The sequence below is a fragment of the Microbacterium sp. genome (genome assembly GCF_011620665.1).
Taxonomy (GTDB): Bacteria; Actinomycetota; Actinomycetes; order Actinomycetales; family Microbacteriaceae; genus Microbacterium.
In genome coordinates this window covers 39,411-54,086 of record NZ_WOYQ01000031.1, presented here as the reverse complement: position 1 = coordinate 54,086, position 14,676 = coordinate 39,411, and the positions used below count along the sequence as shown (strand labels likewise).

The following is a 14,676-nucleotide window of genomic DNA, read 5'->3' as shown; positions in this document are numbered from 1 at the left end:
CTATTTCAGGAAGTCGGGGATGTCCAGATCATCATCCCCGAGGACCGAGTCGTATGGCTCGGTCGACGCCGCGACCGAGACCGGCTGCTTCCCTTCGGCGGCCGGGGTCTCGCGCGCGGCGTCGTCTGCCGACACCTGCGGGAGGATCGGCGGAGTCACCGTGCGCTGCGCGGTGATCGGCTCGATGCGCGTGAGCGGCTCGCCCCCGTCGAACCCAGCCGCGATGACGGTGACGCGCACCTCATCCCCCAGAGTGTCGTCGATGACGGTTCCGAAGATGATGTTGGCCTCGGGGTGGGCCGCTTCCTTGACGAGCTGAGCGGCATCGTTGATCTCGAAGATGCCGAGGTTGGACCCTCCCTGAATGGACAGAAGGACGCCATGAGCGCCCTCGATCGACGCTTCCAGCAGCGGGGACTCGACCGCGAGCTCGGCGGCCTTGATCGCCCGGTCGGCGCCGCGTGCCGAGCCGATGCCCATGAGCGCCGATCCGGCGCCCTGCATGACCGACTTCACATCAGCGAAGTCGAGGTTGATGAGGCCGGGGGTCGTGATCAGGTCCGTAATGCCCTGAACACCGGCGAGGAGCACCTGATCGGCCGTCGCGAACGCCTCGATCATCGAGATGCCGCGGTCGCTGATCTCAAGAAGGCGATCGTTGGGCACGACGATGAGGGTGTCGACCTCTTCTTTGAGTTTGTCGACACCGGCCTCGGCCTGGCCCTGCCGGCGACGGCCCTCGAAGGAGAACGGCTTCGTGACGACACCGATCGTGAGCGCGCCGATCGACTTGGCGATCCGAGCGACGACGGGAGCGCCGCCGGTGCCCGTTCCGCCTCCCTCACCGGCTGTGACGAAGACCATGTCAGCACCCGCGAGCGCCTCCTCGATCTCCTCTGCGTGGTCCTCCGCCGCGCGGCGGCCCACCTCGGGGTCGGCTCCGGCACCGAGACCGCGCGTGAGTTCGCGGCCGACGTCGAGCTTGACATCCGCGTCACTCATCAGGAGAGCCTGCGCGTCCGTGTTGACGGCGATGAACTCCACCCCCCGCAGTCCCAGGTCGATCATCCGATTGACGGCGTTCACGCCACCGCCGCCTACACCCACGACCTTGATCACCGCGAGGTAGTTCTGGTTCTGGCTCATGCCGGCTCCTTCGTGTCCCGAACGATTGTCCGTAAACCCTTACCCTCTAGTTGAGGTTTAAAAAATTGCCGAGTATGCAATTCCCTGAGTTGAAGGTATGCGGCCGGACGCACGCACCAGCCGAGGCCGCGGGCGTGTCGCGCAGAAAGGCTTCGTCGTTCGCTCAGCGGACGACGACGGCGTCGGGTGAGGACACGTCATAGCTGTACACGGCGCCGGGCGGACGAGCGGTCATGATCGTCTCGAGCGCGATCGCCTTGTACTCCGAGTCGTCGGCGTTGCCCCAGACGACCGACGTCCCGGAACCGCCGAGTGCGAGCGTCACGTCGTTGGCCGTCGTCGCGGTGATCCCCGTCACCTGCGTGCGGATGCTGTCCGGCAGCGCACGGAAGACGGTACCGACGGCTGCGAACGCGGGAGTCCCGATTCCCCCGGTGACCTCGATCGCCGGGTGGCCGGCGGGCGGTTCCGCCGTCGTGGACAGTGCGACACCAGCCGCATCGACCAGCGTGTAGCCGGAGGCGGAGCGGATGGTGCCGATCGGTGTGCGCTCGACGATCCGGACGACGAGGCCGTTCGGCGGGCGTGCCTCAAGCGTGTAGGTCTCCACGAGGGGAAACTGCACGAGAACGGCTTTCACCGCAGACGAATCCACGAGCGGCAACGGAACCCCGATCAGGTCGGAAAGCGCCGACTCGAGCGCTCCGGCCTCCAACGTCGTCGTACCCACGACCTGCACCCGCTGAACAGCGAACAGCGGGCTGTACGCGGCGCCCAGCGTGCCGAGGACGAGCAGGACGAACGCGCCGGCGACCGTGATCCAGAGCATCCGCCGGCGCCGTTGACGGCCCGTGAAGCGACGCACCTCTGCGCGCAACGCCCGGCGGCGCGCCCGGGCTGCCGCCCAGACCGCGCGGGCACCGATCTCGGCGTCAGCGTCCGTCGTGGCCTCGGGCGTGGGGGAGAAGAACTCCGACCCGTCAGCGGCATCCCGACCGTCGTTCCGGAGCGACGCGATCGGGGCGGCCTGAGACGGGTCGATCGTCGAGCCGGCGATCGATGTCTCGGGGCGACCGATCGGCGTGACACCGATCTCTTCCCCGACGAACTCCGGACGAGACGCGGGTGTGGATGCCGACAGCGGTGCAGGCCGTTGCACAGGCTAGCCTTCCGCAGCGGACAGGGCCTGCAGTACCTGCGGAATGATGAGGTGCACGTTGCCGCAGCCGAGGGTGATGATGAAGTCACCGGCGCGCGCAACCGACGCCGCATACGCGGCCGCATCATCCCAGTCGGCGACGAAATGAACCTTCTCGGGGTCCACGAATGCCCCGCTGACCAGCGCACCCGTCACACCCGGAACGGGGTCTTCGCGCGCGCCGTACACGTCGAGAACCACAGTGTGATCGGCTCGCGATTCGAGGACCTCGGCGAACTCACGGTACATCTCCTGCGTGCGGGAGTAGGTGTGCGGCTGGTGAAGGGCGATCAAGCGGCCCGGTCCGACGACGCTGCGCGCCGCGTCGAGCGCCGCGGCGACCTCAGTCGGGTGGTGCGCGTAGTCGTCGTACACGCTCACTCCGCGCGCGATGCCGTGGAGTTCGAAGCGGCGCACCGTGCCGCCGAAGCCTTCCACTGCCCGCAGAGCGGGCTCGAGCCGGTAGCCGAGGGTGAGCAGCACCGCGACGGCACCCGCGGCGTTGATCGCATTGTGGGCTCCCGGGAGCACCAGCGCGCCGTCGACGGTGACTCCGGCGTGAGTGAGCGTGAAGCGCACCGAACCCTCGGTGACGATGTCGCCCACTCGGACATCCGCACCGTCATCCGTGCCGAACGTGATGACCGTGCGATGCGCGAGCGCCGCGGCCACGCGCCGGGCCCCGGAATCGTCGGATGAGATCACGACCGCCTCGCGGGCCGCGTTGCCGAAGCGCACGAAGCCCGCGTAGAAAGCGTCGCGCGATTCCCAGTGGTCGAGGTGATCGGGATCGACGTTGGTGATGAGGGCGATCGAGGTGTCGTAGAGCAGAAAAGTGCCATCGGATTCGTCCGCCTCGATGACGAAGAGGTCATCGGCGCCGGTACCGCTCGAGATGCCGAGGTCGGCGATGACACCGCCGCTGACGAAGGTCGGATCTGCCTCGAGCGCGCGCAGCGCCGTGACGATCATTCCGGTCGAGGTCGTCTTTCCGTGCGCGCCGGCGACCGACACGAGCCGGCGGCCGCCGATGAGCCAGTGCAGGGCCTGCGAGCGATGGATGACGGGCAGTCCTCGCTCTCTCGCGAGGACGAATTCGGGGTTGTCCGGCCAGATCGCACCGGTGTGGATCACGGCGTCGACGCCATCGGGCAGATTCGACGCGTCGTGGCCCACATGCACGCTCGCGCCGCGCACGGCGAGTGCCCGAAGAGCAGCGCTGTCGGCACGGTCCGATCCTGACACGCGGATGCCGCGGTCCAGGAACATGCCGGCCAGTCCCGACATGCCCGATCCCCCGATGCCGATGAAATGGGCGGCAGTGATATCCGCGGGTATCGGGAGGGTGAGGTCGGGTCGAATCATGACCCGTCAAGTCTAAGTCGGCCACCGTGGGCGCGACCGAGGGCGCGCCCACGGTGAACGCATGATCTCGTCCGATCGCGAACGCGGCTAGAACCTCCGCTCCGTCAGCGGACGAGCGCTGCGTCGATCATCTCGATGAGGTTCGCGGTGCCGGAGCGCGTGCCGATCGTCGCGGCAGCCGCGCGCATAGCGGCGAGTGCAGCGGCATCCTGCAGCAGCGGGACCACCTCGCTCCGCACGCGGACGGGAGTGAAGTCCGCGTCGGGGATGATTCGCGCGGCACCCGCGCGGAGGGCGGACGCGGCGTTCAGCGCCTGCTCACCGTTGCCCACCGGGTAGGGCACATAGACAGCGGGGATCCCGAGCGCACTGACCTCGGCGACGGTGGCCGCACCCGACCGCGACACGATCACGTCGGCCAGTGCGAAGGCCAGCTCCATGCGGTCCAGATACGACACGATGCGATAGTCCGGCTGCCCGGGGTCGACCGCGTCATTGCGCTCTCCCGTCGCGTGCAGAATCTGCCAGCCCGCGCCCACGATGTCGCGCCACGCCTCGGCCAGCGTGCCGTTGAGTCGTCGCGCCCCGAGCGATCCTCCGAAGACCAGCAGAACGGGTCGGGAAGGATCGAGTCCGAACGCGTCGGCGGCCTCCGCACGCCGTTCATCGCGATCGAGATCGACGATCTCGCGCCGCAGCGGCATGCCGACGACGCGTCCGCCGCGGATCGGCGTGCCCTCGAACACGACGCCGACGCCGGACGCTGCGCGTGCACCGAGGACGTTCGCGAGCCCGGGCTTGGCGTTGGCCTCGTGGACGACGTACGGCACGCCCTCACGGCGGGCCGCGAGGTAGGCGGGAGCCGACGCATACCCGCCGAACCCGACGACGACATCGACCGCGCGCGTGCGGATGTGCGTGCGTACCTGCGCGATCGCACGCGGGAACCGCACTGGGAATCGGGCTGCAGCCCCGTTCGGGCGACGAGGGAAGGGAACCCTGTCGACGAAGAGGAGCTCGTAACCGCGGTCGGGGACGAGCCTGGTCTCCAACCCCTCCCGGGTACCCAGCACGAGGACGGATGCCTCGACGTCACGCGCCCGGAGGGCGTCGGCGACAGCGAGCAGAGGGTTGACATGGCCAGCGGTTCCGCCCCCGGTCAACAGGTAAGTCGTCACCGGATCGAGACTACCGGGCGCGGAGGGACCGTCCCGGTCGTGCCGCCGGCGCCGCTCGTTCGGTGCGCGTCGGCAGGCTGCGCGCGAAGGACAAGAGCACTCCGCACGCGAGGAGGACCGACAGCAGCGCCGTGCCGCCCTGGGACATGAACGGCAGCGGGACACCCAGCACCGGGAAGATCCGCAGAACGACGCCGATGTTCACGATGGCCTGGCCGATGATCCATACCGTGATGCCGCCCGCGACGATGCGCACGAACGGGTCGTCCGTCTTGCGGATGACGTGGAACGCACCGACGGCGAACAGAGTGAACAGCGCCAGCACGACGAGGCATCCGATCAGGCCGAGTTCTTCGCCGAGAATCGCGAAGATGTAGTCGTTGGACTGCGCCGGCAGCCACCCGTACTTCTCGCGCGAGTTGCCGAGACCGAGCCCGAACACCCCGCCGTTCGCGAGACCCCACACGCCGTGCACGGCCTGGTAGCAGTCACCCACGGCCGCGTAGTAGCAATCCAGGGTGTCGACGTTGAAGTTGCTGAGGATGCGGGCCATGCGATTGGGGCTTGTGACGGCGAACACGGCGACGACACCCAGCACCAGGAGCAGGGGCAGAACGAAGATGCGCAGCTTCACGCCGGAGAAGAAGAGCCCCCCGAGCAGGATCGCCATCAGGATCATCGCGGTACCCAGGTCATGCCCGCCGAGGACCGTGCCGATCACAAGGCCGCCGACCGGCACGACGGGAATGAAGACGTGATGCCACAGCCCGAGCAGCGTCTGCTTCCGGTACAGAACGTACCCGAGCCACAGGGCGAGCGAAAGCTTGATGAATTCCGACGGCTGCATCTGCATCCCGGCGATGTTGACCCAGTTGCGGTTTCCGGCGTCGTTGACACCGAGCCCGGGCACGAAGACCAGGAGCTGGAACATTGTGGTCACGATCAGTGCCGGCCACGCGATCTTCTTCCAGAAGGAGATCGGGAAACGGCTCGCGACGAACATCATCGGGACGCCGATCATCGCGAACATCCCCTGCTTCAGCACCACCTCGAACGGGCTGTCGCCCGCCGCCACCGATCGCGCCATGGTGGCTGACAGCACCATCACGAGGCCGAAGCCGGTGAGCAGGAGAGCCGTGGAGGCGATCAGCAGGAACTCGCTCGGTACCGGGGCGAACACGCGGCCGAGCGAGATGCGCGCGGCGTGGCCGCGTGGCGACACGGGCGGTTCAGGCCTCGGATGTGCCGGACGGGTCGGGTTCGACGTCGTGGTGGTCACCGGTCCCCCTCCCGATCCGTTCGCGGACCGCGTCGGCGAAGCGCCGCCCCCGGTCCGAGTAGGACTCGAACTGATCGAAGGATGCCGCAGCCGGAGCGAGAAGGACCACGTCTCCGGCATGCGCGACGCCCGCCGACACTTCGACGACCTCTGCCATGATGTCTTCAGTCTGAGCGTGGTCGACTTCGAACACGGGAACCGCGGGCGCGTGTCGGGCGAACGCCTCGGTGATCTCGCTGCGGTCGACCCCGATCACTATCGCGGCCTTCACACGGCCACCACGGCCGGCGACCAACCCGGCGATGTCGACCCCCTTCAGCAGACCCCCGACGATCCACACCGCGCCGGGATAGGCGGCCAGGGACGAATCCGCCGCGTGCGGGTTGGTGGCCTTCGAATCATCCACCCAGGTGATGCCGGCCGAGACGGCGACGACCTCGATCCGGTGCGGATCGAGGTGAAAACCACGCAGCGCGTCGCGAATCGCCTCGGGCGTGACGCCGAGTGAGCGGGCGAGAGCCGCCGCGGCCAGCGCGTTCGCCACGATGTGCGGTGCAGCCAGCCCTCGCTCGGCGAGCTCGGCGACCGTGGTCAGCTCGAGGGCGCTCGTGGATCGCTCCTCCAGGAAGGCGCGGTCCACGAGGATGCCGTCCACGACACCGAGATCACCGGGTCCGGGAACTCCTAGATCGAACCCGACGGCGCGGCATCCATCGATGACGTCCGCCTCCTCCACCATCACTCGGGTGGCGGCATCCGACTTGTTGTAAACGCAGGCCGTGCGCGTGTGCTGGTAGACGAACGCCTTTGCGTCGCGGTAGGCGCGAGCCGATCCGTGCCACTCGAGGTGGTCGTCGGCGAGGTTGAGGCAGACGCTTGCAAAGGGCGAGAGGGGATCCGGACCGCTGTGCTGCGAGAGGTACCAGAGCTGGTGGCTGGAAAGTTCCACGACCAAGACGTCGAACCCGGCCGGATCACGGACGGCGTCGAGTACCGGGATGCCGATATTGCCGCACGGCGCCGCCCGCAGACCACCGGACGCGAGCATGGTCGCGGTCAGTCGTGTCGTGGTCGTCTTGCCGTTGGTGCCGGTGATGAGCACCCAGTCGGCGGGACGGCCGTCCCCGCGAGTGACCTTGTCGCGCACGCGCCAGGCAAGCTCGACATCACCCCACAGTTCGATGCCGTTCTCCCGCGCCCAGGCGATCACGGGGTGGTGCGGGGGGAAACCAGGCGACGCGACGACGATCTCCGGTGCGAAGTCTGTCAGCACACCCGGAACCGCGTCGAGCAGTCCGATCCACTGTCGAGCGCCGATGACCGGAAGCAGCCGCTCATACTCCTCGTCTGCCCGCTCGGTGAAGACGTACACGTCCGCGCCGAGCTCGGCGAGCGTGTCGGCGACCGCGAAACCCGTCACGGACAGCCCGAGAACCGCGACGCGCAGACCCGCCCAGTCAGCGTGCCAACTGTTCAGGGAGTCCGTACGTGCCGTCACAGTGCTGCGAGCCAGGCGACGTAGAACAGGCCCACCCCAGCGACGGCGAGCATGCCGGCGATGATCCACATCCGGACCACGATCGTGATCTCAGGCCACCCGCGCATCTCGAGATGGTGGTGGAACGGACTCATCAGGAACAGGCGCTTGCCCCCGGTCGCCTTGAAGTAGTAGCGCTGCAGGATGACCGATCCCGGACCGATGATGAAGACGCCCGCGATGATCACGGACAAGATCTCGGTGCGCGAGAGCACCGCCATGGCGACGATGACTCCACCGATGGCCATGGAGCCGACGTCGCCCATGAAGATCCGCGCTTTGGGCGCGTTCCACCACAGGAATCCGACGAGGGCGCCGACGAACGAGGCCGCGACGATCGTGAGGTCCATGGGATCTCGGGTCGGGTAGCACGCGGTCACATACGCATCCACCAGCTCGCTGGTGTGGCACCGCTGCTGAAACTGCCAGAAAGTGACGAGACTGTAGGCCGACACGGTGAAGATGCCCGCGCCCGTTGCCAGTCCGTCCAGACCGTCGGTGAGGTTGGTGGCGTTGGACCACGCGACCGACATGAAGGACACCCAGATGAGGTAGACGATCCAGCCGACGACAGCACCCAGTGCCATGAAGGACAGCATCGGGATGTCGCGGAAGAAGGAGATGTAGGGCGACGCCGGCGTCTGACCGTAGGAGTTCGGAAAATTCAGCGCGACGATGCCGAACGGCACCGCGACAGCGATCTGCCCGATCACCTTTCGCCAGCCCGAGAGGCCCAGGCTGCGCTGCTGGCGCACCTTCATGAGGTCGTCGACGAAGCCGACGGCACCCAGCCCGATCATCATCCAGATGACCAAGAGTCCGGAGAGCGTCGGCGGCGCCCCACCCGTGAGCGTTCCCACGAAGTAGCCGATGACAGCACCCAGGATGAAGATGATGCCGCCCATCGTGGGTGTTCCGCGCTTCGATTCGTGATTCGGATTCGTCGCGTCTTCCGGGGTGCGGATGACCTGACCCCACCCCAGCTTCTCGAAGAGGCGGATGAACAGCGGCGTCAGGAACAGCGTGAACGCGAGCGAGATCGTGGCGGCGGCAAGCAGTGATCTCACGAGAAGAATTCTCCCAGACGATCACCGAGATGCCGCAACCCTGCAGAGTTCGACGATTTGACCAGCACGCGATCACCGTCGCGAAGCTCGTCCAGGAGATAGTCGTACGCTTCATCGGCCGTTGCGAAGAAGACCGCCTCTCCGTCCCACGAACCCTCGCCGATCGCCGCGATGAAGAGCCGTCGAGCCTCGGGGCCGACCACGACGATGCGCTCGATTCCCAGTCGCACCGCGAGCAGCCCCACGCGGTCATGCTCTTCGCCGGCGTACACCCCTAGCTCGCTCATGGCGCCGAGCACGGCGACTTTGCGCTGTCCGGGCTCCACGATCTGCGCGAGCGTGCGCAACGCCGCAGCCATCGAGTCCGGGCTCGCGTTGTACGCATCGTTGATGATGCGCACACGGTCGGATCCCAGGGGCTGCATGCGCCAGCGTTCGGCGAGCGCGACCGTCTCCAGCCGAGCGATCGCGTCGGTCGCCGAAACGCCGATCTCCCGGGCCGCCGTCAGCGCGGCAAGGGCATTCATCACGTGGTGTTCGCCGAGGACGCGCAGTCGCAACGGCAGCCGCTCCTCTCCTACGACGATCGTGCAGGTCGTCCCGGATGCCGAGACCTCGACGTCCTCGGCACGCACCTCGGCAGAGGATCCCCGGCCGAACCAGCGGACGGACTGACCGCGCGCCTCCGCGACGGCCGCCATCGTCGTGACCCGCGCATCGTCGGCGTTGAGCACTGCGGTGCCGCCCGGGCGGACGGCTTCGACGAGCTCGGTCTTGGCTTTCAGCGTCGCTTCCACCCCTCCGAAGCCCCCGGCGTGCGCGAGGCCGACCATCAGGACCACGCCGATATCCGGGGTGACCAGCCCCGCGAGCCGGGCGATCTGGCCGGGGCCGGACGCGCCGAACTCCGACACGAGGAATCGAGTGTCCTCCGTGACACGGAGCATCGTCAGGGGTGCGCCCACTTCGTTGTTGTACGACCCGCGGGGGGCGACGGTCTCGCCCTCGTCCTGGAGGATTCGGGCAAGAAGGTTCTTCGTGGTGGTCTTGCCGTTGGAGCCGGTGATGCCGACGATCGTCAGCTGCCCTCCGGCGCGGACACGGGCGACGACCTCACGTGCGAGGTCGGCGAGGGCGGCCACGGCATCGGGCACCACGATCTGGGAGATGGCAGCATCCACCGAGTGCTCGACGATCGCGAGGGCCGCCCCCGCGCGGGCGACCTCCGGCACGAAAAGGTGACCGTCGGTCGTCTCCCCCGGTTTGGCGACGAAGATGTCACCCGGGCCGATCGTCCGAGAGTCGGTGTCGACGATACCGCTGACCACGGTAGCAGGGGCGTCCTCCCCCGCTGTGTGCAAGGTCCCTGCGACGGCGGCGGCCACCTCGGCCAGGGTCATGCGGATCATGGTGTCTGGTTTCTCACGCGGCGAGGCGCGTCATGGTGTCACGGGAAGCAACGGCGTCGTCGAGCCGGACGGCATGATGCGATAGTGCGTGAGCACCTGGGTCATGGCCTTCTTGAACGACGTGCGGTTGGCCGACGACATGCGCACCGTCTGCGGCTCGTCGAAGACCGTGATGACAACGTACTTCGGATCGTCGACGGGTGCGTAACCGATGAGGGAGGTGAAATACACACCGTCCTTGTAGCCGCCAGCCCCGTTCGAGACCTGGGCAGTCCCGGTCTTCCCGGCGACGCGGTACCCCGGGATCCTCACATCGTCGGCCAGCGTGCCCTGCGCGAACACGTTCTCGAGCATCTGACCGACCTGCGCCGCCGTGTCTTGCCTGATGACCTGGACGGGTTCAGGGCGCGCCGGGGTGGTCACCGTGCCGTCCGCGGCGGTGCACGACTCCACGAGGGACAGGGGTTCACGCACCCCGCCGTTTGCGATCGTCTGGTACACGCTCGCGACCTGCGGGACGGTCACGGTGAACGCCTGGCCGAAGGTCGTCGTGTAGTAGGTCTGATTGTCCCAGTCCGCGACCTCGTGATAGCTGCCCTGTGGCTCGCCCGACCAATCCAGAGCGGTGCCCTGCCCCACGCCAAACTTCTGCAAGTAGTCCAGTCGCGTCTGCGGATCGATCATCGCGCCGAATTGGGACATGGAGACATTCGAGGATCGCACGAGCGCACCGTTGAGGGTCAGGGTCAGCGGATCGTGGTGCTCGTCGTCGTTGATCACGGCGCCGTTGGGGAACTCCATCCGGTCGGGGTCGTAGACCGTCGTGAACGGCGTCAAGACCCCGACGTCTATTCCGGTCGCCGCGGTCACCGGCTTGAACGTCGAACCGGGCTCGTAGGAGTAACGCAGCAGCTTGGAGGCACGGCTCTCCGCGTCCGATGCGCCCGGATCATTCGGATCGACGGTGTCGGTTTCTGCGGCGACCCGGATCTTCCCGGTATCGACCTCGACGACCATGATCCCGCCCCAGTTGGCCTGCAGCCGGTCGGTTTCCTCGGTGATCAGCTGCTGCATGTACCACTGAAGGTCAGAATCGATCGTGAGACGAAGAGTGCCACCCGCCGTTGCAGCGGTTTCCACCTCGGTGCCCGGGATGATGACCCCGTCGGCACCGCGCTGGTATATCAACTTCCCGTCTGCGCCCGCCAGGCACGAGTTCTGCAGGCTCTCCAGCCCCTCCAGGGGGGTTCCATCCGATCCCACGAAACCGATCAGGTTGCCGGCGACCGCTCCATCGGGGTAGGTGCGCGTCGGATCCGGCGGGAACGAAAGGAAGGGAAGCTTCAGATCGGCGAGGGCCCGGTAGTGCTCGGTCGAGACCCGCTGCTTGATCAGCGCGTACTGCGATTCGGAGTCGATCGCCAGCGCGTCCGCCACGATCCTCTGCACGTCGTCGGCGGATTGTCCCGTGATGGTCGCGATCTGCGCCGCGAGCGACGCCCACGGGATGATCACGGGATCCCCGTCGGGGCCGGTCACGACGGCACCGTCGGCGTCGCGCTGAGGTGCACCTTTGACCGCCAGGGCCGGGTCGATCTGCACGTCGTAGCGCGTCGCGCTGTCGGCCAGCACCGTCCCGTTCGTGTCGATGATGTCGCCTCGACCGCCGTGGAGCGTGATGGTCGTCCCGGTTGCGTAGTCCCGCGAGTCCTGGACATGGTCGCTCGCATTGACGACCTGGATGTCAATCAGCCGAACGACGAACACCGACAGCACCGCGAGGACGACGGCGAGCGCGACGACCGTGCGGCGGCGCGGACTGCGGGTGGCGCGAGTCGTCATGTCTCTCAGTGTGTGTCGGGAGTCGGCAGACCGTCGGCGATCGCGGGGGGTGTCGGGGAATCGGCCGCGAGGGCGACCGTCTCGACGGTCGCGCCGCTGCTGAGGCTGGATGCCGGATCCGTCACGAGAGGCACGCCACCGATCAGTGCGTTGGGAACCGCGGCCTTTGTCAGCGCGTCGATCGAGGTCACTCCCGTGGCTCCCGCACTGTCGCCGATGATCGCGCGGTCGCTGAGGCGGAGGTAGCTGGGCGGCTGACCGACGACCATGCCGAGAGCCGAGGCGTTGGCTGCAAGATACTGCGGCGAACTGAGGCCGGCCACCTGATCTTCGAGTATCTGCTGCTGCCAGTCGAGCGCGCGATGCTCCTGCGTGAGCGTTGCGATGTCGTAGGACGTCTGAGTCGTCAGGACGGACAGTCCCATCTGCGTCGCACCGATCAGGATCGCCACGGCGACAGCGACGAGTCCATAGAGCAGGCGGGGTCGACGAGCGGGCTGCGGGGTTTCGACGGCGCGTAGACGGGCAGTCCACTCGCGCTCCGGCGCCGGCGCCGGCGAACCGACCGCCAGCAGATCAGCGCTCATGGTGCCTCCCTCACTCGTTCGGCGCCCCGCAGACGCACGGGGGTGGCGCGAGGGTTGCGGGCGCGTTCGGCATCCGACGCCACCTCTGCACCCTTGGTGATCAGGCGGAAGCGAGGGGCGTGCTCGGGCAACTCGACCGGGAGCCGCGGCGGCGCGGTCGAGGCAGCGGCGTCCGCGAAAACATGCTTCACGAGCCGGTCCTCGAGCGACTGGTACGACATGACGACGATTCGACCGCCGATCGCGAGCACGCCCAGCGCTGCGGGCAGCGCGCGCTCGAGCACCGCGAGCTCAGAGTTCACCTCGATGCGCAGTGCCTGGAAGACACGCTTCGCGGGGTGCCCACGCCCCTCGCGCTGGACGGCGACCGGCGTCGCAGCGATGAGGATGTCGACGAGCTCTCCGGACCTCTCGATCGGAGAGACAGCGCGCGCCGCGATGATGGCACGCGCGTAGCGCCCCGCGAGCTTCTCCTCGCCGTAGCGCTCGAAGATGCGCCGCAGATCCCCCTCGCCGTACGTGGCGACGATCTCGGCCGCCGTCGCTCCCGCGGTCTGGTCCATCCGCATGTCCAGTGGCGCGTCCTGCGAATAGGCGAAGCCACGACCGGCCTCATCGAGCTGCAAAGACGAGACGCCGAGGTCGAAGAGGATGCCGTCGACCTTCGGCGCACCGGCGGACGCGACCGCGTCGGCGATGCCGTCGTAGACCGTGTGGACGAGCGTGACTCGATCTCCGAAACGCGCGAGCCGGTCCCGCGAGATGCGGAGCGCATCGGTGTCACGGTCCAGGCCGATGAGTCGGATGTTGCCGAACCGCTCCAGGAGCGCCTCAGAGTGGCCGCCCATGCCCTCGGTCGCATCGACCAGGACTGCGCCGTCGCGGTGCAGCGCAGGACCGAGAAGCTCGACGCAGCGGTCCAGCAGGACGGGAGTGTGGATATGGCGGAGGTCCATGACGCGGGGCGCGTGATCCGGAGTCGTGATCCCCATCCGCCGCGACCTGGCACCGGGGAAGTGTGTCAGGGCGTGCGGCTGGGAGTCACGGCCACGGATCAGAACAAGCCCGGGATCACCTCCTGCTCCATGTCCGAGTAGCTGTCTTCGTTTCCTTCGGCATAGGCGTTCCAGGCATCCGCGTCCCAGATCTCTGCGTGCGCGCCGACTCCGGTCACAACGAGCTCGCGTCCGAGGTGGGCATAGGTGCGCAGAGGCGGAGGAATCGTGATGCGACTCTGCCCGTCGGGCTTCTCATCGCTCGCCCCGGAGAGGAACATGCGCTGGAAGTCACGGGCCTGCTTGTTGGTGAGCGGCGCTTCGCGGATCTTCTCGTAGACGCGCTCGAACTCGTTCGTGCTGAACACGTACAGGCAGCGCTCTTGACCGCGGGTGACGACGACGCCGTCACCGAGGTCGGTGCGGAACTTCGCGGGAAGTATGACTCGGCCCTTGTCGTCGAGCTTGGGGGTGTAGGTGCCCAGCAGCATCGGACCCTCCCCCCTCGTCGACCCGGCCGTCGCCTAGGTGCACCACTTTACTCCACTTCCCTCCACTTCACCATCATCTCGTGTCACTTCGCCTCGAGCTGCGCCCTCGCACGCAAAAAAGCACCGACCCGAAGGTCGGTGCTTTTGTGCGGCGGTCCGCTCGAGGCGCGAGGTCTACTCAGCGCTGTGGCGGCGGTCCCATCGCTCGTTGATGCGGTCCATGAAGGAAGCGGATGTGCGCGCGGCGGGCGCCGACTTCCGCTCGCCGGTCGTGCCGCGCGTCGTCGGGCCACCGTTGCGGTTGGGTGTGGCGGCCAGGACGACGCCGGCGACCATGACGAGGAACGCGAGAACGCCCACGACGATGAGATCGGTGGATACCCCGACGATGAGTCCGCCGAGGCCGAGTAGCACGAGGATCGAGCCGTAGACGATGTTGCGATAGCTCAGCGTCTGACCTTCTCGAGGCGCAGTGACAACGTCGGCGTCCTTGCTCATGAGGTGACGTTCCATCTCATCGAGCAGACGCTGCTCCTGCTCTGACAGCGGCATGCATCCCCCTCGGGCTCCGGTGCACTGATT

At 67.5% G+C, this 14,676-nt stretch carries 13 protein-coding genes; all 13 read right to left on the bottom strand.

Features of this window, described 5'->3' with window-relative positions:
- Positions 1–1,146 (bottom strand): cell division protein FtsZ, encoded by a 1,146-nt coding sequence (ftsZ, locus tag QZV81_RS04605; protein WP_292833220.1) that lies wholly within the window; start codon positions 1,144–1,146, stop codon positions 1–3.
- 163 nt (positions 1,147–1,309) lie between these two features.
- On the bottom strand, positions 1,310–2,305 hold the full coding sequence (locus tag QZV81_RS04600; protein ID WP_292833218.1) for an FtsQ-type POTRA domain-containing protein: 996 nt from the start codon (positions 2,303–2,305) through the stop codon (positions 1,310–1,312).
- Between the two features lie 3 nt (positions 2,306–2,308).
- Positions 2,309–3,709, bottom strand: coding sequence for a UDP-N-acetylmuramate--L-alanine ligase (gene murC, locus QZV81_RS04595; protein WP_292833216.1), 1,401 nt, complete (start codon positions 3,707–3,709; stop codon positions 2,309–2,311).
- 104 nt (positions 3,710–3,813) lie between these two features.
- Positions 3,814–4,887 carry an undecaprenyldiphospho-muramoylpentapeptide beta-N-acetylglucosaminyltransferase gene (gene murG / locus QZV81_RS04590; protein WP_292833214.1) on the bottom strand — a complete coding sequence of 358 codons (1,074 nt, stop codon included), beginning with the start codon at positions 4,885–4,887 and terminating at the stop codon, positions 3,814–3,816.
- 10 nt (positions 4,888–4,897) lie between these two features.
- On the bottom strand, positions 4,898–6,109 hold the full coding sequence (gene ftsW / locus QZV81_RS04585) for a putative lipid II flippase FtsW (protein ID WP_292833211.1): 1,212 nt from the start codon (positions 6,107–6,109) through the stop codon (positions 4,898–4,900).
- Positions 6,110–6,116: 7 nt separating this feature from the next.
- Positions 6,117–7,664: a UDP-N-acetylmuramoyl-L-alanine--D-glutamate ligase gene (murD, locus tag QZV81_RS04580; RefSeq protein ID WP_292833208.1), complete on the bottom strand. Its 1,548-nt coding sequence runs from the start codon at positions 7,662–7,664 to the stop codon at positions 6,117–6,119.
- Positions 7,661–8,770: a phospho-N-acetylmuramoyl-pentapeptide-transferase gene (gene mraY / locus QZV81_RS04575; RefSeq protein ID WP_292833205.1), complete on the bottom strand. Its 1,110-nt coding sequence runs from the start codon at positions 8,768–8,770 to the stop codon at positions 7,661–7,663. Before mraY ends, murD begins: the two co-directional genes overlap by 4 nt.
- The gene (gene murF / locus QZV81_RS04570; protein WP_292833202.1) at positions 8,767–10,179 is read right to left on the bottom strand and encodes a UDP-N-acetylmuramoyl-tripeptide--D-alanyl-D-alanine ligase; all 1,413 of its coding nucleotides are present in this window, start codon (positions 10,177–10,179) and stop codon (positions 8,767–8,769) included. Before murF ends, mraY begins: the two co-directional genes overlap by 4 nt.
- A gap of 30 nt (positions 10,180–10,209) precedes the next feature.
- A complete protein-coding gene (locus QZV81_RS04565; protein WP_292833199.1) occupies positions 10,210–12,021 on the bottom strand; it encodes a penicillin-binding protein 2 in 1,812 nt (603 codons plus the stop codon).
- Positions 12,022–12,026: 5 nt separating this feature from the next.
- Positions 12,027–12,608 (bottom strand): hypothetical protein, encoded by a 582-nt coding sequence (locus QZV81_RS04560; RefSeq protein WP_292833196.1) that lies wholly within the window; start codon positions 12,606–12,608, stop codon positions 12,027–12,029.
- Entirely contained in the window at positions 12,605–13,600 is a 996-nt protein-coding gene (rsmH, locus tag QZV81_RS04555) for a 16S rRNA (cytosine(1402)-N(4))-methyltransferase RsmH (protein WP_292833174.1), read from the bottom strand. Before rsmH ends, QZV81_RS04560 begins: the two co-directional genes overlap by 4 nt.
- A gap of 62 nt (positions 13,601–13,662) precedes the next feature.
- On the bottom strand, positions 13,663–14,094 hold the full coding sequence (gene mraZ / locus QZV81_RS04550; RefSeq protein WP_292833172.1) for a division/cell wall cluster transcriptional repressor MraZ: 432 nt from the start codon (positions 14,092–14,094) through the stop codon (positions 13,663–13,665).
- Positions 14,095–14,268: 174 nt separating this feature from the next.
- Positions 14,269–14,646 carry a DUF3040 domain-containing protein gene (locus tag QZV81_RS04545; protein WP_292833170.1) on the bottom strand — a complete coding sequence of 126 codons (378 nt, stop codon included), beginning with the start codon at positions 14,644–14,646 and terminating at the stop codon, positions 14,269–14,271.
- Positions 14,647–14,676 lie beyond the last annotated feature (30 nt).

Excerpts from the sequence above, each read along its gene's own strand:
- ftsZ (WP_292833220.1), bottom strand. The coding sequence starts at position 1,146 with ATGAGCCAGAACCAGAACTACCTCGCGGTGATCAAGGTCGTGGGTGTA.
- murC (WP_292833216.1), bottom strand. The coding sequence starts at position 3,709 with ATGATTCGACCCGACCTCACCCTCCCGATACCCGCGGATATCACTGCC.
- murF (WP_292833202.1), bottom strand. The coding sequence starts at position 10,179 with ATGATCCGCATGACCCTGGCCGAGGTGGCCGCCGCCGTCGCAGGGACC.
- QZV81_RS04565 (WP_292833199.1), bottom strand. The coding sequence starts at position 12,021 with ATGACGACTCGCGCCACCCGCAGTCCGCGCCGCCGCACGGTCGTCGCG.
- QZV81_RS04560 (WP_292833196.1), bottom strand. The coding sequence starts at position 12,608 with ATGAGCGCTGATCTGCTGGCGGTCGGTTCGCCGGCGCCGGCGCCGGAG.
- rsmH (WP_292833174.1), bottom strand. The coding sequence starts at position 13,600 with ATGGGGATCACGACTCCGGATCACGCGCCCCGCGTCATGGACCTCCGC.
- mraZ (WP_292833172.1), bottom strand. The coding sequence starts at position 14,094 with ATGCTGCTGGGCACCTACACCCCCAAGCTCGACGACAAGGGCCGAGTC.
- QZV81_RS04545 (WP_292833170.1), bottom strand. The coding sequence starts at position 14,646 with ATGCCGCTGTCAGAGCAGGAGCAGCGTCTGCTCGATGAGATGGAACGT.